Consider the following 26084-nt stretch of genomic DNA (forward strand, 5'->3'; position numbering starts at 1 on the left):
GGGGAGGAAACGTTATGTTGGAACGATATGGGCACGGAGGAGATTTGACGACCGCGGAAGCGGTATTCGGCAAGCCGTCAGGGCAATTTCTCGATTTCAGTTCGAATATGAACCCGTTCGGCCCCCCGGCATGCGTCGGCACGCTGCTTGCCGACCGGTGGCGGGAGCTTGCCCGTTACCCGGATCCGGCCGTGCGGGGGCTGCGCCGTGCCATCGCGGAGAAGTACCGGATTCCGGAGGAAAGCGTGCTGGTCGGCAACGGAGCGGCCGAATTGATCGATCTGTCCGTCCGGGCGTTGAAGCCTCGTTCGGTAGGATTGGCCCGGCCTTCTTTCTCGGAATACGAGGAAGCGGTTCTGAAAATAGGAGGACGTATCGTCGACATTCCGCTCTCCGAAGCCGACGGTTTCGCGCTTGGCGAGGAGGGGGTGCGCAACGCGGCGGAACAGGCCGACCTTCTTATACTCGGTCACCCGAACAACCCTACGGGGCGGCTGGCCGACCCGGACGTGCTGATGCGGCTCGTCCGCGACGACGTTCCTTTGATTCTCGACGAAGCGTTCGTCGATTTCGTGCCGGATGAAGATTCGGCCAGCTTGATCCGGATGGCGGCCGAGAAGAAGCGGCTGCGGGTCATCCGCTCGATGACGAAGTTTTACGCGATTCCGGGCATCCGGCTGGGCTTCATGGTGGCGCATCCGGACGAAATACGGAGACTTGCCGAGCTGCAGGTGCCGTGGAGCGTCAACGCGATCGCCCAATGGGTCGGAGAGGCGGTGTTGGCCGATGCGGACTATGCCGGCCGGACCCGACGCTGGCTATCGGAAGAGCGGCCTTGGCTCAATGAGAAGCTGCGGGAGCTCGGACTGCACGTCTTCCCGAGTGACGTCAACTTCCTGCTTGTCCGCATTCCGGATAGCTTCGGCATCGATGTGAAGCAGCTTCAGCGGCGGATGGGCGAGTCGGGTGTGCTGATCCGGGACGCTTCCCTGTTTCCCGGGCTGGACTCTTCTTATTTCCGCATAGCCGTCCATCTCAGGGACGACAATGCGATCTTGATCGATCAGCTTAAGCAGGCGCTAAAGGGCGAGCGGGAAGAAATATCGGCAGCGGCGGCGGTGGAGGCAGAACAGGCAACGACGGACAATGCCGCAGGCAAGCCGGAAGCCGGTCCCGCGCTCGCGCCGACCCTCATGTTTCAAGGGACGTCGTCGGATGCGGGCAAGAGCATTTTGACGACCGCGCTTTGCCGCATCCTGCTCCAGGACGGACGAAAGGTGGCTCCTTTCAAGTCGCAGAATATGTCGCTCAACTCATACGTAACCCCGGACGGCAAAGAGATCGGCAGAGCGCAAGGGATGCAGGCTGACGCATGCCGGGTCCCCGCGACGACCGACATGAACCCGATTCTGCTCAAGCCGAAGAAGGATATGGTGTCCCAAGTCGTCGTGCACGGCAAGCCGCTGCGCGATTATGACGCCAGAACGTATCGGGAAAAATATCTCGGCGAGGCCGAGCATATCGTCAAGGAAGCGCTCGGACGGCTGCGCAGCCGCTATGAAGTCGTCGTCATCGAAGGGGCGGGAAGTCCGGCCGAGGTGAACTTGAAAGACCGCGACATCGTCAATATGCGGCTCGCCGGGTGGGCCGACGCTCCGGTGCTGCTGATCGCCGACATCGACCGGGGCGGGGTATTCGCTTCGCTTGTCGGCACGCTCGATATTTTGACGCCGGAAGAACGCGCCCGCGTCAAAGGCTTCGTCATCAACAAATTCCGCGGCGACGTCTCGCTGCTGCAGCCCGGGCTCGATTGGCTGGAGAGACGGACGGGCAAGCCGGTTGTCGGCGTCATCCCGTACTTGCCGGATCTGGGGCTGGAGGACGAAGATTCGGCTTCGCTCGATGCGAAGAGAGCGACCGGGGTGAAGCGGAAAGGGCAAGTGGATATCGCCGTTCTGCGTTTGCCGAGACTGTCCAACTTCACCGATTTCGATCCGTTGTTCGAGGAGCCGGACGTACATGTCCGCTACGTCTCCACGGTATCCGAATGGGGCGATCCGGACGCGGTCATCATCCCGGGAAGCAAGAATACGGTCGACGATTTGAAGTTTTTGCGGGCCACCGCGCTGGAGACGTGCATCAAGCGTCACGTCGAAGCGGGCGGAAGGATGCTCGGCATATGCGCGGGCTACCAGATGATGGGGACGCGGCTGCTCGATCCGGACCGGATCGAATCCGACACGGAGGAGCTTCCGGGCATCGGACTGTTTCCGGCGGTAACGACGTTCACGCCCGACAAGCGGACCGAGCGGGTGACCGGTACGGTCGAACTGCCGGACAACGGGAGACTGCCCGTCGAAGGGTATGAGATTCATATGGGACGGACCGCTTTTCTCGGGCCGGTTCGCCAGCCTTTCTCGATCCGGATTCACGATGCGCCGGATACGGCCGGCTCGTACCATGCCGACGGAGCGATGTCGGAGAACGGCAAGCTTTGGGGCACTTACATGCACGGCATCTTGCATAACGACGAGCTTAGACGATATTGGATCAACGAGATCCGCGCGGACAAAGGATGGTCGCCATTCGCAGGGGAGCTGAAATTCATGAGCAGGCGCGAGGCGGCGTTCGACCGGCTGGCGGATCATGTGCGTCAGCATTTGGATATGAACCGGATCTATGAGATGATTAACGGGGATAACGAAAGGGGACGGAACGAATGAGAATTTATACGAGAACGGGCGATAAAGGACAAACCGGCGTCATCGGCGGCCGCGTCGACAAAGACGACGTGCGCGTGGAAGCATACGGTACGACGGACGAGCTGAACTGCTTTCTCGGACAGGCGATCGGCGCCATGTCGTCAGACAAGCTCGCCGACCTAAAGGCGGATCTGGAGCTGATCCAGCACGAGCTGTTCGACTGCGGCTCCGACCTTGCCCTGCTCAAGCCGGAGCTTCGTCCTTACAAAGTAACGGCGGATATGGTGGACCGGCTGGAAGCGTGGATCGATAAATACGATGCGGAAACGCCGGATATTACCCGATTCATCCTGCCCGGAGGATCGGCCGCCTCTTCGCTGCTCCACGTATGCCGCACCGTATGCCGCCGGGCCGAGCGCCGCGTCGTCACCTTGTCCAAGCAGGCGGAAATCAATGAAGAGGTTCGCCGCTATTTGAACCGGCTGTCCGATTTCTTCTTTACCGTCGCCCGTACCGCCAATCACCGGGAGGGAGTGCCGGATGTGGAATATGCCCGAAGCCCCGAAGTATTCCGGCGCAAGTCGAAATGAATTATTATGAGCCGTTGACCTACGTTGTTCCGCAAGGGGAGGACGGCGCGATGCTCAAGACGATTCTTCGCGACAGGATGCAGCTGTCCCGCAAGCTGCTGTCCCGTCTAAAGCTTACCCCCGAAGGAATAACCGTCAACGGAGTCAGGCGCTATACGTCCGCGCGGGTGCAGGCCGGAGACGTCGTGGAGATCCGTATGGAGGAGGAGCAGTCCGAGGACATTTTGCCGCAGCCTATGCCGCTCGACATTTTGCACGAGGACGATCAGCTGTTGATCGTAAATAAGCCTGCTGGCATCATCGTCCATCCGACGCATGGCCACTATACGAATACGATCGCCAACGGGGTAGTCCATTACTGGCTGGAGCGGGGGGAGAAAATCCGCTTCCGCCCGGTTCACCGGCTGGACCGTGAGACGTCGGGGGTGCTCGCCATCGCCAAAAATCCTTACGCCCACCAGCACATATCCGAGCAAATGCAGGCGGGTGCCGTCGAGAAATCGTATTTGGCCATCGTCCACGGTTCGGTTGCAACGGATGGCGGGACGATCGACGCCCCGATCGATCGCGATCCCGAATCGCCGCATGTCCGTATCGTAACGCCCGGCGGGTATCGGTCCGTGACCCACTACGAAACGGTCGAGCGGTACGGCGCCGCGGCTTCGCTTGTCAGGCTGCGGCTCGAGACGGGGAGGACGCACCAAATCCGCGTTCATATGAAGCATATCGGCCATCCTTTAGTCGGAGATGCGATGTACGGAATCGACGCGGACCCGGAGGAAGGAACGGAAACCGAGGCGCTTGCGAACACGGATGCGGACGCAAAGAAGGCCGAAGGAATATCCCTCGACCGTCATGCGCTGCACGCCGCCCGACTCGCCTTCGCTCATCCCGCCGATCGGAGCAGGATCGGCTTCGAGGCTCCGCTGCCGGAAGATATGGTCGGCTTGATCGGACGGCTGCGCCGGAAACATCACTTGGAGTGAAGATTGCCGCTGTGCGTTTTGTTGCCGGTTCCGCCCTGGGTGTCGTCCCGCTGATTCAATTGCTGCTGCTTCACGGTCGATTGCGGGCCGCACCCGGCCGCAAGGGCGGCCATAAGGATGACGGCGGCCAAGAAGGCCGCCGTTTTGTTGCTTTTCATGGCGCTGTCCTCCCCGAAAGGTATTTTCTTCCTAAGTTTACTGTTTCATGATCGGCCCCATTTTATCCGTTCGATTCCGTGTTTTTGTATCTTCCGCCACTTTATTGTTGTTGCAATTCATGTATAATTAGAAAGTCTTTAATGGATCGAACGGCGAAGAAGCGTGTCCGCCGGGAGTGGACGGAGCTGCTTCAACCTAGATAGGCCGGGCAATACCCGAATAGCGAAGGAGTAGATCGAACGCCCTTCCGGTATTCGGGGTGAGAAAGGAGTGGAACGATGAGCGAGCAGCAGACGGTAACCGTCTATTTATATCCGAAATGCGGGACGTGCCGGGACGCCCTGAAGTCTTTGGACCGGAAAGGCGTCAAGCCGGACGAAGTCGTCAACATTTTCGAAACGGCTCCTTCCGCCGAACGACTGGCCGAGATGATCGTCAAAAGCGGGCTCGGCATCAAAAAGTTTTTTAACACATCGGGTGAAGTGTATAAGGAAATGCAGCTGAAGGACAAGCTGCCCGGCATGAGCGAGGCCGACATGATCGCCCTGCTCGCGTCCAACGGCAGATTGATCAAGCGTCCGATCGTTTACGACGGGGAACGGGTAACGGTAGGGTTCAAGGAAGACGAATACGAACGGGTATGGAAAGGCAGCCGGGAATAGAGAAGACGGCGACATTCGATCGCTGATGACGGAACAGAGATAGAGGGGGGCCGGGACCCGTTGAGAAGACCAACGAAACTGAATCGGAATGAAAAATGGGTGCCGGGGACGGCAGGACTATTTTCCGTAGCAGGTATTAAAGCGCTGCTGCAATTTTTGCGGCTGGGCAAAAAAAGCGGCGCCCTGCTCAGCATGGCCGTCGCCACGGCGATTTACATGTGGTTTTATCAATGGGAATTCGCCCTCGGCGTGACGATCATGGTGCTCGTTCACGAGCTCGGCCACGTGGCGGCGGCCCGGCATAAAGGCATTCCCGTAACCGCGCCCTTCTTCATTCCGTTTCTCGGAGCGCTTATCATGCTCAAGCGGAATCCGCGCGATGCCGAGACCGAAGCGTATGTGGCGATCGGAGGCCCTCTGCTGGGCACGGTCGGTGCGCTCGTCGCCTTCGCGGCCGGCCTGATTGCCGACGAACCGGTGCTTTACGCGATTGCTTATATCGGCTTCACGCTCAACCTGATCAATCTGCTGCCGATTCACCCTCTGGATGGCGGCCGTATCGCTTCATCCGTTACGCGCTGGCTGTGGGTAGCGGGTGCCGTAGGGGGGCTGGCCGCCGTCATCCATCTCAAGTCGATTCTGTTTTTCCTGCTGTGGGCGCTGTTCGTCTGGGATTTGATCTCCAAATATATCGTGCACCGCGGGAAATCGACCGAGTATTCGTTCTGGGGCAAAATCGAAGTGCCTTTCGATCAGATCCCGGGAGAAAACTGGATGCTTATTCCTTTCCGGGAGCGCGAGCCGCTTCCGTACCGCACCTACTCCGATTTGGACGGGAACCAATGGGTGGAAATCGAGTGGGAGGAAGCCGACGTCGTACATTTGATCAAGATGCAGGAGCAAGGGCTGATTCGGTCGGTATTCAGCACCAAAATCGAACGGAAATGGCGTCAGACGCCGAAGGTCGTCGTTTGTCGATATCAGATTGACTACGAGCCGTTCGAAATCGAGAACTATTACGAGGTGCCGGAACGGGTCCGTTGGAAATTCGGCATCAGCTATGGAGCACTGGCGATCTTTCTGTTCGTTATGCTGGACGTCGTGCAGATCATGTTGAACGCCCAAGGCGGTTTCCTGCATTCTTTAAGAAATTAAAACGTTTAGGGAACTTTAACGGAATAAAGTTTCTGCTCTCTAACGACCGGGACATGCCGGTCCGCAAAGCCAGGGCGATAATACCGTTAAAGTTTCTAGGGGATTAACATTCAAGGAGAGGTTCGGAATGAAACGTTTCGGTTCGAGCCGGCTGCAGCTGCTGGGGTCGGCCATTTTCTCGGAAGTCGGGCAGTGGAGGCGGGAAGCGGAAGCGGTGGGGCACGACATTATCGATCTTGGCATCGGCAGTCCGGACCGTCCGCCCTCGGAGCGTGTCATGGAGTCGCTTGCGGGAGCCGTCCGTAATCCAGCGAACTATGGCTATCCGACGTCGGAAGGGACGCTCGAGTTCCGAAGCGCCGTTGCCCGTTGGTATGACTACCGGTTCGGCGTCAAGCTCGATCCGGAGCATGAAGTGACGACATTGATGGGCTCGCAGGACGGGTTGGCCCATCTCGCTATGGCCGTTTGCGACCCTGGGGATACTGCGATCGTGCCGGATCCAGGCTATCCGATCTATGCGGTTAGCCTCGTGCTTGCGGGGGTTACCCCTCATTTGCTGCCGCTTCGCGCGGAGAACGGCTTTTTGCCGCGGTTGGATGAAATTCCGGAGCAAACGGCGGCGGCCGCGAAGTTCATCCTGCTCGGCTATCCGAGCAACCCGCTGTCGGCGGTGGCGGACATCGGCTTCTACGAAGAGCTTGTCGAATTCGCCAAAAGACGCAATATGCTGATCATTCACGACGCCGCCTATTCCGAGATGGCGTTCGACGGGTTTCGGCCGCGAAGCGTGCTGGAAGTTCCCGGCGCGAAGGAAATCGCCGTCGAATTCCATTCCTTGTCGAAAAGCTTCAATCTCGCAGGCTGCCGGATCGCTTTTCTAGTAGGCAATAAGGATGCCGTCGGGGCGCTGCGGGCTTTGAAGTCGAACATCGACTACGGTGTATTTACAGCGGTTCAGGAAGCAGGTATTGCGGCCTTAGAGGATCAGATGGCGGGTTCCGGCTGGGAAGTGGCTTCCGTCTACGAGCGGAGAAGAAATATCGTGGTCGACGGCTTGCGCGAGGTCGGCTGGAACGTTTCGAAGCCGAAAGCGACAATGTTCATCTGGGCGCCGGTACCTCCCGGCTGGACATCTCGACAGATTTCCCGGGAAATCTTGCTTTCCGCGGGCGTTGTCGTAATTCCGGGCGACGCGTTCGGCGAGCAGGGGCAAGGCTTTGTCCGCATCGCGCTCGTACAGGAGGAGGAAAGGCTGATGGAAGCGGTCCGCCGAATCGGCCGGTTTTTGCGCGATCGGGGTGTCGGGCCGGCGAGCTAGGGTGCTGCCGGGTCGGACGTATCGGGTTGTCGAACTGGAAGACGGAGACTGTCGATTAACTGTTAGCGAAGCGAAAGCACGCCGTTCCAAGTGAAAAGATACCTTCTTCTGCTCAGACAGCTTGTTTTAAACTCCTTGATTAGATTAGAATTCAGTGGTTGGAATAGCGAAGCTTACGAAGCTAGCTTTCTGTCGATAGCTATTAAATCCAAAACTCGCCAGAAGGTATCCTTTTCACTTTCCACTTCTATACTCACAAGTTAATCGACAGTCTCAAACATGCAGTTAATTCAGCGTTTTTTCATCATACGGATGCTTTAACGGGAAAACCTCCATCTCATTTATCCTAATTCGCTTGAAAGCCTGATTTCGGCGGATGTTAGATGGAGGTTTGCTGTTAGAATAAAAAGTGGATACCCGTTAAGAGAAACTCAATAATAAACTTAACGAGGAGGTGTTCACATGGGTGAACAACGACAACGGTTTAACGAAGAATTTAAACAGCAAACGGTGAAATATATTCAAGAACAGACGAAGACGATGCCGGAAATTGCACAGGAGCTCAACATACCGTTGAAAACCCTCCACCAATGGAAAGCCAAGTATCGTAAATTCGAGAGTGAACCTATAGTTAGTGCCGAGAAGATCCGCGAGCTGGAACGACTCTTACAGGAAAAAGAGCAGCAACTCCAGGCCAAAGATCAACAACTGGCAGATGTGGAGGAGCAGCTGGCTATCGTAAAAAAGGCGGTGCACATCTTCAGCAAACCAAGGAAGTAAGATTTCCATTAAGCTGCTGAACTGCTGCCGGCGAAATGTCGAAATCCGGGTAACGTACAAGTCGCTTGCTCGATTCCTCTCCATTCCGCCCCTTTCGTTCCACTAGACTCCTGCACCATTGACTCCAAACTGCCGATGGCTGTATAATTGTGGAAAAGGAAAACTTAAACCAATAATCTGAAAGCGTTTACAAAAACTTAATAAGCGAGAAAATGGGCCGACAGCACAATGGCGGAGATAACGATCCGTAATGCGGCCGTTCGGATCAAGCCGAGTCGACTATCCAAGCGATCACGGAATCGAACGGGTGCAACGTCGGTATCGCACCTAAGTTTGTACAATGCTAGGTCGGACATTGTACCGGTACCCGGGAAGGAGACGGTTCGGATGCACAAGAGGCTCATCAATTCCCCGGTCATGTTTGCGCTGGGCATGTTCGCGATGATGGTACCCGCTCAGGCGTTCACCTCGTTCTACAGCTACTATTATGTAGAGAAGCTCGGGCTAGGGATAGGCTTGGCGACACTCGCGCGCACGATTTACCTCGTCTGGGACGCCGTCAACAACCCGCTGTTCGGTTATTTGTCCGACAGAACGAGGACCCGCTGGGGGCGGCGCAAGCCGTGGATTTATTCGTCCATCCCGCTCTTGATGGCAACGTTCGTGATGGTATTCGCCGTGCCGGACAGAATGAGCGGTATGAGTCTCTTCTTCTGGTTTTTGACCGCGCTTGTTTTGTTCGAGGCCGTCTCCACCGTGATTTGGGTCAACTATGGCGCCTTGTTCCCGGAGCTGTTCCGGGGGGAGCGGCTTCGGGCGAAAGCCTCCGCCGTCCAGCAGGCGTTTCAGATCGGGGCGATACTCGTCGCTTCCGTATTGACGCCGATTTTGTTCGCCGCGATCGGGTTTGGGTACATGGCCGTCGTGTTCGCTCTCGTCTTTGCCGTCTTTATGCTGTTATTCGCTGTCTCCGTACGCGAAAGCGACGAAGCGCTTCAAGAACCGCCGCTGAAGTTCAAGGAGGCGTTCCGCGAGACGCTCAAAAACAAAGAGTTCTGGATTTTCAACATCGCCAACTCGTTCGCCCAAACCGTTAACGGCTTGCTCGGCTCGATGATCCCTTTCTATGCGAAGTACGTGCTCCGGATCCCGGAGTCGCAAGTTTCCCTACTGCTAGCTTCCATCTTCGTGTCGGTCATTCCTCTTGTCGCAGTCTGGTACTGGATCGTCCGGAAGCTCGGAGGCATACTCGGTTGGCGGCTGGCGCTGGCCGTATACGGGCTGTCGGTCATCCCCTTATGGTTCGCCTCCGGTCTCGGCAGCGGCATAGCCGCGGGCATATCGGCCGGGTTCGGCCTCTCCGGATTTCTCGTGACGCCTCTCGTACTGAGCAGCCAAATCATCGACCGCGATTTCGCCAGAACCGGTCGGAGGCGGGAAGGCGTGTACACGGCGGTCGGAGCGTTCATTACCCGTTCCAGCGGCCTCATCTCCGCCCTCGCCTTCTGGATCGTCGGCATCATATTCGGCTATGTGAGTGGAGACAATCCGGGCTCCGATCCGGAGAGCACGTTTCGCTATTTGATCAGCGTTATCCCCTTCTGCCTGCTGACCGTTTCTTTCCTCATTTCCCTGCTTGTCAAAAATCACCCGAACGACTGAGCCGAACCGCGAATGTCGCTTGGACTGGAGGCATCGATGGACAAATACTTGATCCTGAATTGCGACGATTTCGGCCAAAGCCGGGCGGCGAACAAGGCCATTATGCATTTGCTCGAGGAAGGGAAAGTATCGTCGGCGACGATTATGCCGCCGGCTCCCGCGTTCGAGGAAGCGGCCGAATGGTGCAGAAGTAGGCCTCATGTGAATATAGGGCTGCACTTGACTTTGACGAGCGAGTTCTCTGGCTTGCGCTGGAAAAGTCTGACCGGCCTGTCGTCCCTGCACGACGAATGCGGCTACATGCATAGAACGGTTGAAGATTTCGAGCTATTCGCCTTGTCCAAGGACGTAAGAATGGAGATCCGGGCGCAATTCCAGGCGGCCAAGGGGGCCGGGCTGAACGTCGTGCACGCGGATAATCATATGGGCAGTCTGTACGGTCTCGCCACAGGACGAAGCCACTTGCCATATGTCCTGCTGCAGTGTTCGAAAAGAGGGATGCCTTTCCGGCTTTTCCGCCGCATCGACCCGAGAGACAAATTGCTGGCTTCCATTCCCGATGCGGATAAAGCGCTCGTGCAGGTAGTCGCGCTTGCGGATGCGCTTCGGGTCGGCATACCCGACTACTTGCTGTCGCATCCGTACCATGTGGAAGAAGGCGAAACGTACGACAGCTTCAAGCAATCGCTGATCCGCAAAATGTACGAACTGCCCGAAGGCGTATGCGAAACGTACATTCACCCGGCCGTCGAGGACGAGGCGCTTGGCAAGCTGATTCCTTCTTGGAAGAAAAGGGTGTGGGAATATAAGCTGATGCTCGACCCGGATTTCGATTACGCGCTGCGCGATGCGAAGGTGAAGCTGACGAATTACCGGTACGTGCGGGACCATATGAAACGTCCGCGGGTTCGCTCGATGGGGAGATTCGTCAAGGTCATGCTGACCAAGAGGCCCGTTTCCAATAAAGGATCATAAAGAACTGAACGAATGCGGTCGCCGGTATTATACTCGCGGCCTTCTTGCACGTTCAGCGCTGACGCTGCACGGGTTCGTTTTGTCGAACGGTGTCAGTATTTGTTTTCGAGTATTTACGTATCATATAATTGGTAAAAAGTACATCGGAGCCCGAAGGGAAGATGCGCCCATGGAAATATTTCTCGCTGTCCTCGTATTGCTTGCACTCATCGGCGTTTCCAATGTCGTCAGCCGCTATGTGCCGTTCATCCCGGTTCCGTTAATCCAGATCGCCCTAGGCGTCGTCGTCGCGGTCGTTCCGTCCGGGATTCATCTTCCGCTTGAGCCGGAGCTGTTCTTCGTCTTGTTCATTGCGCCGCTGCTGTATAACGACGGCAAGCATACACCCCGAGACGAGCTGTGGAAGCTGCGCGCCCCCATTCTGCTTCTGGCGGTAGGGCTTGTGTTCATTACCGTATTCGCGGTCGGCTACGCGATTCATTGGATGATTCCTTCGATTCCGCTCGCGGCGGCGTTCGGGCTCGCGGCTATTTTGTCTCCGACCGATGCCGTCGCGGTAGGGGCTTTGGCCGGCCGAATCCATATGCCCAAAAGCTTGATGCGCCTGCTGGAGGGCGAGGCGCTGATGAACGACGCTTCGGGACTCGTAGCGTTCAAATTCGCCATCGCCGCCGCCGTGACGGGCGTCTTCTCGCTGCCGGGCGCGACGGTCAGCTTCTTCATCATCTCGATCGGCGGACTCGTGATCGGGGCCGTCATCGCCTTCCTGATCAGCTGGCTGCGCGTCGTCCTGCGCCGGGCCGGGATGGAAGACGTGACGATGCATATGCTGCTGCAAATCTTGACTCCGTTCCTGCTCTATATGATCGCGGAAGAGCTGGGGATGTCCGGCATTTTGGCTGCGGTTGCCGGGGGCATCGTGCATGCGATCGAGCGCGACCGCGCGGAATCGTCGATGATGAAATTGAAAGTCGTGTCGACCAGTACTTGGTCGGTCATTTTGTTTATATTGAACGGACTCGTTTTCGTCATCCTGGGCTTGCAAATTCCGGGAGTGTCCGGCATCATTTTGAGCGATCCGGCTTTTAACAATTATGAAGTGATCGGCTATGCGGCCGTCATTTTCGCGATGCTGATGGTGCTTCGCTTTGCTTGGACGTTCGCCTTTACGAGAGGAAGCCGTCTGCTCGGCATCAGGGGAGAACGGGAAATGCCCGGGTTCAAAATGCTGGTGATGACCTCGTTCTCGGGTGTCCGCGGCGCGGTTACGCTGGCCGGCGCATTTTCAATTCCCCTAGTGCTGGAGGACGGCAGTCCGTTTCCGCAACGGGATCTGATCATTTTCCTGGCGGCGACCGTCATCCTGCTCTCGCTCATCGCGGCCAGCGTCCTGCTGCCGCTGCTCTCGAAGAAGAAGGAATCGACCGACGAAGCCGAGCGGGAGAAGTCGGAGAGAGACATCCAGATTCAAGTCATGACGGCAGCCATTCAGGCCGTTCATCAAGAGCGGAACGAAGAGAACGAAGCGGCCGTGTCTTCCGTTATAGCGGATTACAAAACATGGATTCAGCAAATCCGGTTGAAGGGCGCGATGAACAAGAACACGCCACGTTCGCGGGAGAAGGAAACCGAGCTGCGTCTTATGGCGCTTTCGGAAGAACGGGAATGCGCCCGGAATTTGCTCGAGGAAGGGCAAATCAGCCGCGAGCACGCGCACCAGTTTTTTAAGACGCTCGATCAGGTCGAGCTCATTTTGGCGAACAAGTTTCATTTGTGGAAAATGATGCTGAAGCTGTTTTTCGGCCGGCTGCAGGCCAGCTTTACTAGAAAGGAAGTAGCGCTAGTCAAGCTTCCCGCTACAGACATTGAGACGCTGCGGCAAATTAAAATCCGCACCTGCGAAGCGGCAATTGACGAGGTTAAGAAAGTTCGCTGCGCGGATAACGAGCAAGAGGCTGTCGGCGTCATCTCGTACTACAACAGCGTGCTGAACCGGCTGGCCCAATTCCCCCGGGCCGTGAGGAGCCGTGACCGACGATTCGACGAGCGGAAGAAGGAGCTTCACTGGGTAGCGGTTCAAGCCGAGCGAAACGAGGTGCAGGCGCTGTACGAGAAGGGCGCGATTTCCCGCGAGACGGCGGGCAAGCTGCGCGGCATGATCCGGGAGCGGGAAGCCGCGATGTTCGAGCTGGACGAGATCGGCTGAACGGAAATAGCGAAAATAGATGCAAAAAATTCCGCTATTTTGTGTAAGCTGGACAAAAGTCGGAAATGGCGGCTTTTTTTTCCGCTAAAGCTATAAATGAGGATCGGGACTAGTCGATAGTCCCGATTTTGTCATTTTTCCGGTATTCCTGAGGGGTCATGCCGGTTTTATGGCGGAACAGCTCGTGGAAATGCTTCATATCGTGATAGCCGACCGTATTGGCGATTTGCTGAACGGTCATCGAAGTCGTTTTCAGAAGCTCGCAGCATTGTTTGATGCGCAGATGCTGCACGTACGACGTAAAGGAGGAGCCGGTTGCTTGCTTCAGCAGCCTTTGCAGATGGCTGATGCTGAGGAACGAATGTTCCGCGACTTCCTTCAGCGTGATGTCCTCCAAGCAATGGTGCTTGATGTACTGCAGCGCGTCCTGGATTTTCGGACTTCTCCTCTCGTAGGAGCCCGTCATGATGGAATGCCGGTGCAGGAGGGCGACGAGCTGGCAGAAGAGCGAATGCACGATCACTTCGTAGCCTGGCTGCCGTTGGCGATACTCGGACAGAAGGTTGTAGAACAAATCAGTGAAAGCGCTGTCTTTGTCGTAAAGGTGAAACCAGGGCCGGTCCATCGTATCCGGAGCGAACAGCGCTTGGTGCAGCGGCGAGCCGGCCGGAGGGAAATCGGTCCAATGCCGCAGCGCTTCGGGTCGGAATACGCAGTTGATCACTCCCAGACTGCCGACCTTGGCCGGGGAAGGCGGGCGGTATACGTGAGAAGTTCCCATCGGCAGCAAATAAATGTCTCCTTGCTTGACCTGCAGCGTGGTGTCGTTAATGTACTGGAAGCCGGTTCCTTCGGTGACGTAGCTGATTTCGATGGCGTCATGGGTATGCTGGACAAGCTTGAACGCTTCGTAAGCCCGGTTGACGAACACGTGCATGCCCGGACGGAACCGTTCGTCCGATTTGAATACTTCCGTGGCGGCGGGAACCAAAGTCGGCGACCTCCCCGATTCAATGTGTTGAATACATTATAATCGTTATCGAGCATACGCTCCATCCCCTCGACATTCATTTCTCGGCCTCCACCCCATCCATTATGAGTTGAATCCCCTATGTAATTCAGGTATTGGCCCTATATGGACCCTGCTATTTTCCGTATAATGAAACTAATAACGATTAAGCGGCGGTCCGGCTTGCCGGTATCGCCCGCAGCAAGCTACCCAGGCAAGGAGGCACCCATGTCGCAAATCGATCGGCAAGCCTTAGTATCCCGACATAATCCGGTTATCCGGGGAATCGTTCCGATGGCGCCGCTTTCCGTCGGAAACGGGGAATTCGCCTTTACGGCGGATATGACGGGAATGCAGTCGTTCCCGGAGCGTTACGAGGTTCCATTAAGCACCCAGTCCCAATGGGCTTGGCACAGCTCCGGTGGGAAGCGCCTGTGGCGGCTCGAAGACGTGCGGATGCAATACCGCCACGGCGAACGCGGAGGCTACCCGATCCGGGAGGAAGACCGCGAAGAGCCTTACCACTGGCTGAGACAAAATCCGCACCGGCTGCAGCTGGGCCAGTTCGGCTTCCGCTTCAGCTCCTCTTCAGGCGAGCCGCTTTCAAGCGAAGCGATAACCGATGCGGAGCAGACGCTCGATCAATGGAGCGGGATTCTAACTAGCCGTTTCCACGTGGAAGGAGTTCCCGTGCTCGTCCATACGTGCTGTCATCCGCTGAGGGACCAGTTCGTCGTAACGGTGGAAAGTCCCTTGGTGAGCGAAGGACGGCTGGATGTTGCGATCCGGTTTCCGGCGCCGGGTATCGTCTCCCGCAGCTGGGACCAGTCGATCGGGCTTCATTGGGGAGAAGCGGATTCCCACGCCACGGCGTTCACTCCCCTCTCGCCCGTAAGCGCTTTACTGGATCGATCGATGGATGAGGACGGTTACCGCGTTGCCCTTCAGTGGTCGCAAGGCGTAATGGAACGCGAAAGCATGCATGCATTCGTGCTGCGCGGCCGAGGGCCGGAAGACCGGCTGGAGCTTATCGCCGGTTTCACGCCGCCGGACAAAACGCCGGCGCTCGTCTCGGCCCGCGAGACGGCTGCCGCCAGCCGGGAGCATTGGGAGCGTTTCTGGCGCGAAGGCGGAGCGATCGAGCTGGCGGACAGCCGCGATCCGCGGGCGAACGAGCTGGAGAGACGGATTGTGCAGTCGCAGTTTTTGACGGCGATTCATTGTGCGGGCTCGCTGCCGCCGCAGGAAACCGGCCTGCTCTACAACAGCTGGTTCGGCAAATTCCACCTCGAGATGCACTGGTGGCATGCGTTTCATTTTCCTCTATGGGGGAGAGCCGGTCTGCTCCGGAGAAGCATGAGCTGGTACCGGGATATATTGCCGGCGGCCCGGAAGCTTGCGCGGTCGCAAGGATATGCCGGAGCCCGATGGCCGAAAATGGTCGCCCCTGACGGAGTCCAAAGCCCGTCTCCGATCGGTCCGCTGCTTATCTGGCAGCAGCCGCACCCGATCGCGCTGGCGGAGCTGTGCTATTTGGCCGACCCGACGGAGGAGACGTTGCGGGAGTATGGGGAGATCGTGCTCGAATCGGCGGAATTTATGGCTTCGTTCGCGGAATGGGACGAAGCGGGGCGGCGATACGTGCTAGGTCCTCCGGTCATTCCCGCCCAAGAGAGACATAAGGGCGAGCATACGCGGAACCCGACCTACGAGCTGGAATATTGGCGTCACGGACTCGAGGTTGCCGGGGAATGGGCGAGGAGGCTCGGCGTAGAAGCGAATCCGAAGTGGGAGGACGTCCGCGAGCGGTTATCCGCGCTGCCTGTGGCGGAAGGGGTCTATTTGGCTCACGAGCATTGCCCGGACACGTTTACCCGTACGAATACCGATCATCCTTCGATGCTGGGCGCTCTCGGCATGCTTCCGGGCGTCAAAGCCGATCCGGAGGTGATGCGGGCGACGCTGGCCCGTGTCATGGAAAACTGGCAATGGGAAACGACATGGGGCTGGGACTACCCGATGGCCGCCATGACCGCCGCCCGACTCGGAGAACGCAATACGGCCGTAGATGTGCTTCTGATGGACGTGACCAAAAATTTGTATTTACCCAACGGTCATAATTACCAGCGGCCGGGATTGATGGCGTATTTGCCGGGCAACGGAGGCTTGCTGACCGCTGCGGCCATGATGGCGTGCGGATGGCGGGGCGGTCCGGAGCGGCACGCGCCGGGGTTCCCTGACGACGGAAGCTGGACGGTGCGCTGGGAAGGGCTGAACCGGTGGATGTGAATGGAGCGCGGACGTTACTTTTGTATGCGGATGGAATGAATTAGAGTGAAGAATTGTAGTGGACTGTCCTGAGCTGGACTGAGCTGAACTAAACTGGACTGTACTGAGCTGAACTAAACTGGACTAAACTGAGCTGGACTAGACTGTGCCGCTCGTCCGATCCGTTTCCTGGCGTGCCGGTACGTAAGGAGCTCCATAATGATGTACCATCCCTCTATAATTGATGCATAGCCCCCATAAGGCTCGAAGGGGAAATGATATAATTTCAGTAACAAACGAACTGATTAGTTTGCGTGAGAAAACGCTTTCTCGATGGAGTATTCCTTTTCGAAGCAGCAGGGTGTTGGACTTTGGCGAATAGCGGCCTTTTCCAGCTCTTATTTACGGCCGGCACCGCCGTTCTCTCCACATAACAGTCTTTTGGGACTCTTATTTTAGGCAAAAATCGCATTTCAACGCAAAGTCCCCCCGAATATGAGTCTCTGCTATACGCTATTTTCCCGAAAATCCAGATTTTCCGCTGAATAAGAGCTGCTAGGGACTGTTATTTCTACTTTGCATGATCCATCGGAATATTAGCCGAATACGTTCAATCACAGCACGACTATAAATCATTACGCAAGGAGCGGATAGTATGACTACCCTGTTCAAGCTGAAGGTGAGCGCCGGAAGCCATCACCGCGAGCATTGTCCGGTATCGTTCCGACTGTTGGCCGATTCCCCGCTGCTGCAAGGAAACGGAGCCGCGGACCTCGGCATGCTGGGGCCGGATGGCGAACCGGTCGCGCTCCAATGCCGGGAAGAGGAGGGCTTCATCGTCCTCCACTGGATCATCCGCCGCGCCTCGCCCGGCGATCAGCCCGAATTCACCGTGCGGACGGGAATCAGCATCCAGACAAAGGCGGAGGAAGGAATTCAGCTCGTCGAAAAAGAGAACCGCATCGACATTGTCGCGCAAGGGCGGTTGTTTACTTCGTACGTGTTCGACCCGCTGCTCGCGAAGCCGTATATCGGACCGATTCTCGGCCCGGACGGAGAAAGCTTTACCCGGCTCGATTTCGAGACGAAGGAGCACCCGCACCATCGCTCTCTTTGGCTCGCGATCGGCGACGTGAACGACATCGACTTCTGGAATGAGCGGGCGGACCGTTATGGGAAGCAGGTATTGGCGGAATTGTCGGAGAAAACAGACGGTCCCGTAATGGCGAGATTGACGTCCACCCAAAATTGGTGCTCGCACGGGGGGAAAGCCCAGCTATCCGAAACCCGGACGATGACGTTCTATAATACTACGGAGAACGGGCGGCTGATCGACCTGGACTTCGAGATCAGGGCCGACAAAGACCGTGTGGAGTTCGGCGCGACGAAAGAAGCCGGGCCGCTCGGCATTCGGGTTGCCGAGTCGATGAAGGCGGATAACGGAGGCACGATTGTCAACGCGTTCGGCTCCGTCGGGGAGAAGGAGTGCTGGGGCCAGCGGGCGCCGTGGTGCGACTATTACGGGAAAGCGGGGGGACGTACGCTCGGAATCGCCGCGTTCGATCATCCGGACAACGAAGATTTCCCGACCTACTGGCACGTCCGCGATTACGGGCTGCTCGCGGCGAACAACTTGTATTTTTCCGGAGGAAAGCTGTTCCGCAAAGGCGAGTCGATCCGCTACAGGCATCGCGTATATTTCCACGAAGGCGATACGGCTGCCGGCAAAGTCGCGGACAAATACCAAGACTATATCCACCCGCCGCAAGTGTCGCTGCTCCAGCCATAGAAGAGGAGGAGATCAAGATGGAAGCACGGCGTTCCGCAAGCGCAAGCGCATGGAAATCGGGACACGGCCGCAACCGGCTCGAGATGAGGCGTCCGTCCTCATGGTGGGGCGGCCTTTGGCGGGAAGCGCTTCCTTCGGGGAACGGGATCGTCGGGGCCGCCGTCTACGGAGGCGTTCGCGCCGAAACGGTGCTGATTAACCACGCGGAGCTGTGGCACGCCGGCCTGAAGGGACAACTGCCCGATGTCAGCTCCGCGCTTCCGGACATCCGCAGACGGATGAGGGAAGGGAGCTACATGGAAGCGAAGACGGCGCTGACGGAAGCGCTCGCCGAACGAGAGTACGAGTCCAAACGCGAGGTGCCGCTGCCGCTCTGCGACATCAAGCTGACAATGTCCGCTCCGGAAGCTTTCCGCCGGTACAGACGTTCGCTCGACATGGAGACGGGGGAAGTATCCATTCGATGGGAAAGCGCCGGCGCCTCCTATGAAAGGGTGCTGTTCGTATCCCGCCGGGACGATATGATCGTCTATGAGCTGCGGGCGAGCGGGGATGGCGGAACGATAGAGGCGGAAATCGGGCTGATGCCCCACGATAAGGCGGACTCCTCGCCGTCTATTCCGCCGTACGTGGAGTCTTCGGCGGAAACGATGGCGGACGGCGAATATTTGTATTATTCGGCGACAAACGATGACGGGTGCGACTTCGGCGCCGTGCTGCGGATTATACCGAACGGGGGGCAGGTCGTCTGTTCCGGAGGGAAGGCCGCCATTTCCGGAACCGATCGGGTGCTGCTGCTGATTCAAGTATTTATGCGCGGCGACCGTGCGAAAGACTGGCCCCGTTTGGCGCAGAGGCTCGGCTCCGTTGCGTTCTCGTACGAAGAACTGCTGGAGCGGCATGCCTCCCTCCATCGCCCCTTGTTCTTGTCCGCCGAAATCCGGCTAGGCCGGGAAGAGGCGGAACGGTCGAACGAGGAGCTGCTGCTTGATGCTTACGAGGGAGAAGGTCTTCCGCCAGGGCTGGCCGAGAAAATGTGGCAGTTCGGTCGCTATTTGTTCATTTCGGCTACTCGGGCGGATGGGATGCCGGTTCCGCTGTACGGGCTGTGGGGCGGCGAGTACCGTCTCATGTGGAGCCATTTCATGGCGAACGAGAATATCCAGATGATGTATTGGCACGCCTCCGTCGGCGGCTTGTCCGAGCTCGTTCCAGCTCTGTTCCGCTACTACGAGGGGATGATCGACGTATTCCGCGACAACGCCCGCAAGCTGTACGGCTGCCGCGGTATCTTCATCCCGGCGGGGACGACGCCGAAAGTCGGCACGCCGTTCCAGACCGTGCCCGTCATCCTGTACTGGACGGGGGCCGCCGGATGGCTGGCGCAGCATTTTTACGAATACGGACTGTTCACGGGTGACCGGACTTATTTGAAGGAGCGGGCTTTGCCGTTCATGCGGGAGGCGGCGCTGTTTTACAAAGACTTTTTCGAAGAGGGCGAGGACGGCTATTATCGCTCTTATCCTTCGGTATCGCCGGAAAATACGCCCGCGAATTTCTTCCCGCCCGGGCCGAAGCCGCTCGCCCATCCGATGCCATGTACGATCAATGCAACGCTGGATTTCGCCATCGCGAAGGAGCTGCTGACGAATCTGATCGAGGGCAGTCGGGAGGCGGGGGTATACGGAGAGGAGCTCGGTGGCTGGGAAGCGATGCTCCGCCGCATTCCGCCCTATGAGATCAACGATGACGGTGCGGTGAAGGAATGGATGCATCCTCATTTCGAGGACAATTATCGTCATCGGCATATTTCGCATTCGTATCCGCTCTTCCCCGGCAAAGAAATAACGAGACAAAGCGATTCCGTGCTGTTCGAAGCGTTCGGCACCGCGATCGGGAAACGGCTCGTCATCGGCATCGGCGACCAGACGGCATGGTCGCTTGCGCATCTCGCCAATTTGTACGCCCGGATGGAGGAAGGAGATCGCGCGCTCGAATGCTTGGAGCTTCTGGCCCGTTCCTGTCTCCTGGGCAACCTGTATACCGTGCACAACGATTGGCGGAGCATGGGGGTTACGCTGCCGGACCGGAAAGCGCCGGTGCAGCTTGACGGCAACATGGGCTGGGTGTCCGCCGTGCAGGAGATGCTGCTGTATGTGTCCCCGAAGCTGGTCAAGCTGCTGCCGGCATTGCCGGCGGCGTGGAGCAACGGGGCGGTGAGAGGGCTGCGCTTCTGCGCCGGCTCGATCTCGCTGGAATGGGACGCGGAGCATGGCACATTTGCCGCATCGCTTCATGCCGAACGCGATGCATCGTTCCGCGTCAAAACGCCGCCCATGTTCGCCGGATGCCGCTGGAGAATCGACAAGGCGGGTGGCGGAAGCACCGGCGGGGCGTGCGAGGACATATGGGACGTTTCGCTTCAAGCGGGAGATAAGCTGCAGATCGACAGGAACGGGAGCGGGAAGGAGGGAGTATCCGGATGAGTGAGTCCACGCTGGAACAGCAATTCGTGTCTCCTTCCGACGAGTTTACGCCGATCCCGTTCTGGTTCTGGAACGACGCGCTTACGGAGAAGGAGCTTGTCAGGCAAATCGGAAGCTTCGCGGAGAAAGGCGTCATGGGCTTCGTCATCCATCCCCGGATGGGCATACCGGAAACGATCCCTTATTTATCGGACGTATTCATGGAATTTGTCGAAGCTGCCGTAAGGGAAGCATCGAGGCTCGGAATGACCGTTTTCCTGTACGACGAAGCGATGTATCCGTCCGGGTCGGCAGGTGGCCTCGTCGTGAAAGGAAACCCTGAGTATGCAAGCCGCGGTTTGAAAATGGCGGAATTCGCTTGCACCGAACCGGTGCAGCTGTCTTCCGTTCTGGAACCGGGAGATGTGCTCGTTTCTGCTCAGGCGATCCGCAAGGCGGAGGAACGGCAAGCCGATCCGGAATCGGCTGTCGTCTTGCAGCCGGTCGACGGCACCGTCTCCTTCGATGCTCCGGATTCCGGCCGCTGGTCGATCCTTCTGTTCATCGAGACCTATTCGAGAGGAACGATCCGCGGCATCCACGAAGGGGAGGACGACGGCCAGCCGAACGCTCCCGCAGCCGCCGATTTGTTGAACCCTGCTGCAACCGCGAAATTTATCCGGATTACGCACGAGTGGTACTACTCACGGCTGTCCCGCTATTTCGGCAATACCGTTCAAGCGTTCTTCACGGACGAACCGGATATGCTCGGCCGCAAACACAAGAAAGGGCTTATGCCGTGGACCGGGGGATTCCTGGAAAGTTTTCTCTCGGAGGAAGGAAGCCGGGAGACCGATTTACCCCTGCTCTGGCTCGATGCCGAGCAAGCTCCGGCCGTTCGCCGGAAGTATCGCAAGGCGGTGCGGAAACGGTTGTCCTCCGCCTATTACGCTCCGCTCTCCGACTGGTGCGCGCGGTACGGCATCGCCTTCACAGGCCATCCGGCGGCGAGCGACGACATCGGCTTGCAGGACCATTTTCACATCCCCGGGCAAGATGTCGTATGGCGCTGGGTAGGGCCCGAAGACGGACTTGCGCTTGCGGGCAGGCATAGCACGATGGCCAAATGTTCCTCGGACGCGGCCAGGCACCGAGGCAGGCGCCGGAACCTGAACGAAGTATTGGGCGTATGCGGCAAAGGGAACGGCTGGGCGCTGACCGCCGACGACATGAAGTGGTACATGGATTGGCTGTTCGTACGCGGCGTCAACATGCTGCTGCCCCACGCCTTCTATTATTCGGTCGACGGCCCTCTCCGCTACAAGGAACGGCCTCCGGATGTCGGACCGAACAATATTTGGTGGCCGCACTACAAGCCGTTCGCCGTCTATATGAAGCGGATGAGCTGGCTTATGACCGACAGCCGCAACTTGACGCCGGTCGCGGTGCTTTGCCGGGAAGACTGGCTGCCATGGAAGATCGTGAAACCGCTTTACGAGCATCAGATCGAATTCAATTATTTGGAGGAAAGCTTGCTGTGCGCCTCTTGCGAGATCGGCGGCGGGACGATCCGCATTGCCGGCCATACGTATTCCGCACTTGTAGTTGAGGACGAAGGCGTGTGGGAGGCCGCCACCTATAATGCGGTACGCCGGTTCCGGGACGGCGGCGGAACGGTCATCGTCTGCGGTGAAGCCGGTGGAGCATCGGGCCTGGAGCTACCTTTCACGCAATTCATAACGGACGCCGGCCAAATCGTCGGCGCATTGGACGGCTTCATGCCGAGAGACGTCCGGCTTCATCCTGCGAGCCGAGATATCCGCATAAGCCGCGTCGTCAAGGCGGGTCATCATTTTCTCGTGCTCGTTAACGAGGGCGAGTACGGCTACGAAGGCACTGTTACGGTTTCCTTATCCGGGGCCGTGGAGCGATGGGATGCATGGAGCGGTGAAATAAGCCGGGCGGATGTGCGGTGGGTGGAAACGGGTACGGAAATCCGCGTCGCCTTGGAGCGAAGGCAGAGCGTGATCTATCGGATCGACCCGAACGCGTCGCCGCAATACGTGGAACCGGCCGAAACCGGTCATGCTGCCGCAGCAGCCCCGCTTCTTCATCTGGCCGACGGGTGGCAAGTGGATGCTCCAGGCTTTCCAGCGGCGATTGCGGGGCTGGGATCTTGGACCGAACAGCCGGGATTGGAGCATGTATCAGGCACCGCCGTATACCGCAGCACGTTCGAGCTGGACGATCCGAGGACGAAGACGGCGGGCAGGGTGCTGCTCGACCTCGGAGAAGCGCATGAAATAGCCGAAGTGCGGGTCAACGGACAGCCGGCCGGCGTTGCGATGTGGTCGCCTTATGTCGTAGATATCCGGCCGTACGTGAAGCAGGGCGTCAACGAGCTTGCCGTTGCGGTAACGAACAGCCTGGCGAACCGGCTCGACGGCGAAAGCCTTCCTTCCGGCCTGATCGGACCGGTGAAGGTGACGTTAGTTTGAATTCATAATAATCGAAGGGGAGGATTATATGAGTTATAGAGGAGCAAGCAAAATATTCGCCGCAGCGGTCGGTGTCAGTCTCGTGTTCGTGTCGGCCTGTTCCGGAGGCGGAGGAGCGACAACCGGTGAAGCGCCGGTCAAAGGGACGGCCCCGTCGGTCAAGCAGGACGAACCGGCCAATCTGGTCGTCTACTCCAACAGCGGCGATTCCGTCGAGAGCTGGAATGAAAGGTTCGGCAACGCGTTAAAGCAGAAATTCCCCAACTACACGATCAAATATATCCAGAAAACGAAAGAGGTCGGCCTGAAGGAGCTGCTGACCAACGGCGAGACGATCGACCTATACTGGGATTCGATCGGCGGCTTCGCTTCGACGGTACTGGACAGCGGACTGCAGTACGATATGACGGAGCTGATGAAGTCGCGCGGCGTCAATTTCTCCAACATGGAGCCGACCGTCGCGGACTCCGTCAAGCTGATCGATCCGGCCAAAGTGTACGGCATTCCCGTCTTCAACAACAACATGGTGCTGTATTACAACAAAGATGTGTTCGACAAGTTCGGCGTGCCCTATCCGAAGGACGGCATGACGTGGAACGAAGCGATCAAGCTGGGGGAGAGGCTGACGCGTTACGACGGCAAGCAGTACATCGGCCTTTCCTCCTCGCAGACGCATATGCTGCTCATGAACCAGCTGTCCATTCCTTTCGTCGATCCGGTCAAAGGAACGCCGACGATTGCGAGCGACGGGAAGTGGCGGGAGTTTTTTGACACCGTGTTCGTAGGACCGGCCAAAGCTGCCGGCTATAAGGAATACATGGAAGCGCACAAAAGCGTCATCCCTTACCGGGATGAATTTCTGAAAGAAAAAGAAGTGGCCATGTTCGCTTGGCTCTCGTCGATCATCTTCGTATTCCCCGACGAATTTAACAGCATGAAATGGGATATGGTGTCGCTGCCCACCTTCGAGAAGCTGCCGAATATCGGCTCGCAAGCTTATCCGACCTATTTTACGGTCACGAACATGTCCAAGCAGAAGGAACAGGCGATGAACGTCATCCAGTATCTCATCTCCGACGACATGCAGAAGCAGCTCAGCCGGAAGGGTGTCATGCCGGTGCTTAAGGACGAGTCGATCCAGAAGCTGTACGGGCAGGAAAGCGCCTTTAAAGAGAAACGGCTGCAGGCGGCGTTCTACAACAAATTCGCCCCGATTCCGGCCAAAACGCGCTATGAAAGCTTGCTGCTGACCCCTTACGCGAAAGCGGTTCCAAAGGTGATCCTGACCGACGACGCCAATACCGTATTCCGCGCCACGGAAGAGGAGACGGCCAAAAAGATCGCCGAAGCGCCGAAATAAAGACGGATCGAACGGACGGATGAAGGCAAATCCGGAAGAAAGGCGCGCGGTTGAGCGCTTTCCTTTCCGGATTTTGCTATGTGCGCGATTGCTGCCAGACTAGCACGCCGTTAATTTGAACTTGTCCTCTACCTGTTCGTCCGTATATAGTAAAGAAAGCCAAATGCAACGGCTTGCCTTTTTACGTTATTCGACTATGTTGGCGGTCCTATGGGAAAGGGTGATGAAGCTTCATGCACGTGATGGAGTACAAAGATGTCGTTTATGGTCCTCATGAAAGAAACGTACTGGATGCTTATCTCGTCGGAAACGAGGAACAGCCGTCGCCGGCGGTTCTGTTCCTGCACGGCGGCGGGTATGTCGGTGGGGACAAGGATGCCGTCCTGTCGACAAAGCTGATGAAGGAATGCATCGAAGCCGGAATATCCGTTATTACGGCCAACTACCGCTTCATTACCAAATACCCGTTCCCGGCTCCGATGGAAGACGGTACTCGGGCGATCCAGTTCGTACGCCATAAAGCGGCGGAGTGGGGAATCGACCCGACCCGCATCGCTACGGCCGGTTCGTCTGCCGGGGGGCATATCGCCTTGTGGAATGCGCTCAAGGGAGATTTGTCCAAGCCCGGCAGCAGCGATCCGGTAGAGCGCGAGTCGTCCGCCGTGAGCGCGTTCATCGGCTACGGCACGCAAGCGTCGAAGGACCAGCGCTTTTACGAAGGCATATACGAGGGACCGCACATTCAGCCGAACCTGAAGCTGTTCTACGGCATGGATTCGATCGACGACCTGTACACGCCGAAATTTCTGAAGCTGGCCGAGGAGGCTTCGGCGATCAATTTCATGTCGGACAAGGCGCCGCCCGTCCTTATGAATTACGACTATGTGCTCGACCTCGATAATCCCCGCATTCCGGCGGACGCTCCGGTTGGGGAAGTGATCCATCATCCGATGCACGGTTACGTGCTCAAGCAGAAGTATGACGCGCTCGGCAAAACGTTCCTCCTCCGGCATGTCGGAGATCCGCTCCGTGCGGGCGAACTGGCGCGTTTCCTGCTTGACAGCTTCGGCTGACGGGCGGCAACACGAATAGCGGGCTCCGCATTGTGCGGGCCCGCTTGTTTTTTCACCCAAGCTGTTGCCGGTTATGCCTCGATTCCCGTTCATGGCGCAGCACCTCGACTGCTCGAATCTGTCGAATCACGTGTCCCGCGTATCGGCGTCAGCCAGTAAGTGCGCGAAGTGCGTAACTGGAAAACCTGCCGTTATTTTTTCGATTTATTCGCTTCTTCGGATAGTGAACTGGAAAACCTGCAGTATATTTTATCGAAAATGCTTTTTGGCCCCGAATATGGCGAATTTAGCTGTAGTTTTTCCATTAGCGTTGCATTAAAGCTGACATGAAAATTTTCATTCTACAAATTGCTATATTTGTAAAATAAAGAACTGTTTTTCGTGGACAAAACCGAAAAAAAACTCCACTGTAGAGGGAGCAGGA

The 26084-nt window shown here is 57.5% G+C and carries 18 protein-coding genes; 16 read left to right on the plus strand and 2 right to left on the minus strand.

Translation table 11 applies throughout. The annotated features are described in order from the left end of the window. The first annotated feature begins 14 nt into the window (after positions 1 to 14). From FE783_RS38880 to FE783_RS31695, 3 genes are read left to right on the plus strand one after another with little or no spacing between them, the layout of a single operon-like run. Entirely contained in the window at positions 15 to 2723 is a 2709-nt protein-coding gene (locus FE783_RS38880; protein ID WP_138883409.1) for a cobyric acid synthase, read from the plus strand. After that, a complete protein-coding gene (locus FE783_RS31690; RefSeq protein WP_138883410.1) occupies positions 2720 to 3292 on the plus strand; it encodes a cob(I)yrinic acid a,c-diamide adenosyltransferase in 573 nt (190 codons plus the stop codon). The genes FE783_RS38880 and FE783_RS31690 overlap by 4 nt, the downstream gene beginning before the upstream one ends. Further along, positions 3289 to 4278 (plus strand): RluA family pseudouridine synthase, encoded by a 990-nt coding sequence (locus FE783_RS31695; protein ID WP_138883411.1) that lies wholly within the window; start codon positions 3289 to 3291, stop codon positions 4276 to 4278. The genes FE783_RS31690 and FE783_RS31695 overlap by 4 nt, the downstream gene beginning before the upstream one ends. Here FE783_RS31695 and FE783_RS37760 read toward each other — a convergent pair. Further along, complete coding sequence (locus tag FE783_RS37760) at positions 4266 to 4436, minus strand: hypothetical protein (RefSeq protein WP_158302153.1); 171 nt, start codon at positions 4434 to 4436, stop codon at positions 4266 to 4268. The two genes, FE783_RS31695 and FE783_RS37760, sit on opposite strands and share 13 nt — an antisense overlap. A 279-nt stretch (positions 4437 to 4715) precedes the next feature. On the opposite strand from FE783_RS37760, the gene FE783_RS31700 reads away from it, so the two are divergent. The 7 genes from FE783_RS31700 to FE783_RS31730 all read left to right on the plus strand — a co-directional run bounded on the left by FE783_RS31700 (position 4716) and on the right by FE783_RS31730 (position 13198). Next, positions 4716 to 5099: an arsenate reductase family protein gene (locus FE783_RS31700; RefSeq protein WP_138883412.1), complete on the plus strand. Its 384-nt coding sequence runs from the start codon at positions 4716 to 4718 to the stop codon at positions 5097 to 5099. Between the two features lie 60 nt (positions 5100 to 5159). Next, positions 5160 to 6254 carry a site-2 protease family protein gene (locus FE783_RS31705; protein ID WP_138883413.1) on the plus strand — a complete coding sequence of 365 codons (1095 nt, stop codon included), beginning with the start codon at positions 5160 to 5162 and terminating at the stop codon, positions 6252 to 6254. Positions 6255 to 6381: 127 nt separating this feature from the next. Continuing rightward, on the plus strand, positions 6382 to 7575 hold the full coding sequence (locus FE783_RS31710) for an aminotransferase class I/II-fold pyridoxal phosphate-dependent enzyme (protein ID WP_138883414.1): 1194 nt from the start codon (positions 6382 to 6384) through the stop codon (positions 7573 to 7575). A gap of 462 nt (positions 7576 to 8037) precedes the next feature. Then, a complete protein-coding gene (locus tag FE783_RS31715; protein ID WP_138883415.1) occupies positions 8038 to 8355 on the plus strand; it encodes a transposase in 318 nt (105 codons plus the stop codon). A 387-nt stretch (positions 8356 to 8742) separates the two neighbouring features. Further along, a complete protein-coding gene (locus FE783_RS31720) occupies positions 8743 to 10017 on the plus strand; it encodes an MFS transporter (RefSeq protein WP_138883416.1) in 1275 nt (424 codons plus the stop codon). A gap of 36 nt (positions 10018 to 10053) precedes the next feature. Continuing rightward, a complete protein-coding gene (locus FE783_RS31725; protein ID WP_138883417.1) occupies positions 10054 to 10992 on the plus strand; it encodes a polysaccharide deacetylase family protein in 939 nt (312 codons plus the stop codon). A gap of 169 nt (positions 10993 to 11161) precedes the next feature. Then, complete coding sequence (locus tag FE783_RS31730; protein ID WP_138883418.1) at positions 11162 to 13198, plus strand: Na+/H+ antiporter; 2037 nt, start codon at positions 11162 to 11164, stop codon at positions 13196 to 13198. Between the two features lie 109 nt (positions 13199 to 13307). Here the strand turns inward: FE783_RS31730 and FE783_RS31735 are convergent, their stop codons facing one another. Next, on the minus strand, positions 13308 to 14189 hold the full coding sequence (locus tag FE783_RS31735) for an AraC family transcriptional regulator (RefSeq protein WP_138883419.1): 882 nt from the start codon (positions 14187 to 14189) through the stop codon (positions 13308 to 13310). Between the two features lie 246 nt (positions 14190 to 14435). Here FE783_RS31735 and FE783_RS31740 point away from each other — a divergent pair, with 246 nt between their 5' ends. From FE783_RS31740 to FE783_RS31765, 6 genes are all read left to right on the plus strand, one after another. Then, positions 14436 to 16496 (plus strand): glycoside hydrolase family 65, encoded by a 2061-nt coding sequence (locus FE783_RS31740; protein WP_138883420.1) that lies wholly within the window; start codon positions 14436 to 14438, stop codon positions 16494 to 16496. A gap of 634 nt (positions 16497 to 17130) precedes the next feature. Then, entirely contained in the window at positions 17131 to 18264 is a 1134-nt protein-coding gene (locus FE783_RS31745; RefSeq protein WP_138883421.1) for a DUF6807 domain-containing protein, read from the plus strand. A 17-nt stretch (positions 18265 to 18281) separates the two neighbouring features. Beyond that, complete coding sequence (locus FE783_RS31750) at positions 18282 to 20750, plus strand: glycosyl hydrolase family 95 catalytic domain-containing protein (RefSeq protein WP_138883422.1); 2469 nt, start codon at positions 18282 to 18284, stop codon at positions 20748 to 20750. Beyond that, on the plus strand, positions 20747 to 23227 hold the full coding sequence (locus FE783_RS31755; RefSeq protein WP_138883423.1) for a glycosylhydrolase-like jelly roll fold domain-containing protein: 2481 nt from the start codon (positions 20747 to 20749) through the stop codon (positions 23225 to 23227). The genes FE783_RS31750 and FE783_RS31755 overlap by 4 nt, the downstream gene beginning before the upstream one ends. A 28-nt stretch (positions 23228 to 23255) precedes the next feature. Next, a complete protein-coding gene (locus FE783_RS31760) occupies positions 23256 to 24587 on the plus strand; it encodes an ABC transporter substrate-binding protein (protein WP_138883424.1) in 1332 nt (443 codons plus the stop codon). A 233-nt stretch (positions 24588 to 24820) separates the two neighbouring features. Continuing rightward, entirely contained in the window at positions 24821 to 25660 is an 840-nt protein-coding gene (locus tag FE783_RS31765; protein WP_138883425.1) for an alpha/beta hydrolase, read from the plus strand. The last annotated feature ends 424 nt before the right edge of the window (positions 25661 to 26084 follow it).

This window comes from Paenibacillus mesophilus, assembly GCF_005938385.1.
GTDB lineage: Bacteria > Bacillota > Bacilli > Paenibacillales > NBRC-103111 > Paenibacillus_AB > Paenibacillus_AB mesophilus.

Excerpts from the sequence above, each read along its gene's own strand:
- FE783_RS31760 (WP_138883424.1), top strand. The coding sequence starts at position 23,256 with ATGAGTTATAGAGGAGCAAGCAAAATATTCGCCGCAGCGGTCGGTGTC.
- FE783_RS31690 (WP_138883410.1), top strand. The coding sequence starts at position 2,720 with ATGAGAATTTATACGAGAACGGGCGATAAAGGACAAACCGGCGTCATC.
- FE783_RS31700 (WP_138883412.1), top strand. The coding sequence starts at position 4,716 with ATGAGCGAGCAGCAGACGGTAACCGTCTATTTATATCCGAAATGCGGG.
- FE783_RS31720 (WP_138883416.1), top strand. The coding sequence starts at position 8,743 with ATGCACAAGAGGCTCATCAATTCCCCGGTCATGTTTGCGCTGGGCATG.
- FE783_RS31765 (WP_138883425.1), top strand. The coding sequence starts at position 24,821 with ATGCACGTGATGGAGTACAAAGATGTCGTTTATGGTCCTCATGAAAGA.
- FE783_RS37760 (WP_158302153.1), bottom strand. The coding sequence starts at position 4,436 with ATGAAAAGCAACAAAACGGCGGCCTTCTTGGCCGCCGTCATCCTTATG.
- FE783_RS31745 (WP_138883421.1), top strand. The coding sequence starts at position 17,131 with ATGACTACCCTGTTCAAGCTGAAGGTGAGCGCCGGAAGCCATCACCGC.
- FE783_RS31740 (WP_138883420.1), top strand. The coding sequence starts at position 14,436 with ATGTCGCAAATCGATCGGCAAGCCTTAGTATCCCGACATAATCCGGTT.
- FE783_RS31730 (WP_138883418.1), top strand. The coding sequence starts at position 11,162 with ATGGAAATATTTCTCGCTGTCCTCGTATTGCTTGCACTCATCGGCGTT.
- FE783_RS38880 (WP_138883409.1), top strand. The coding sequence starts at position 15 with ATGTTGGAACGATATGGGCACGGAGGAGATTTGACGACCGCGGAAGCG.
- FE783_RS31715 (WP_138883415.1), top strand. The coding sequence starts at position 8,038 with ATGGGTGAACAACGACAACGGTTTAACGAAGAATTTAAACAGCAAACG.
- FE783_RS31725 (WP_138883417.1), top strand. The coding sequence starts at position 10,054 with ATGGACAAATACTTGATCCTGAATTGCGACGATTTCGGCCAAAGCCGG.
- FE783_RS31755 (WP_138883423.1), top strand. The coding sequence starts at position 20,747 with ATGAGTGAGTCCACGCTGGAACAGCAATTCGTGTCTCCTTCCGACGAG.
- FE783_RS31710 (WP_138883414.1), top strand. The coding sequence starts at position 6,382 with ATGAAACGTTTCGGTTCGAGCCGGCTGCAGCTGCTGGGGTCGGCCATT.
- FE783_RS31695 (WP_138883411.1), top strand. The coding sequence starts at position 3,289 with ATGAATTATTATGAGCCGTTGACCTACGTTGTTCCGCAAGGGGAGGAC.
- FE783_RS31750 (WP_138883422.1), top strand. The coding sequence starts at position 18,282 with ATGGAAGCACGGCGTTCCGCAAGCGCAAGCGCATGGAAATCGGGACAC.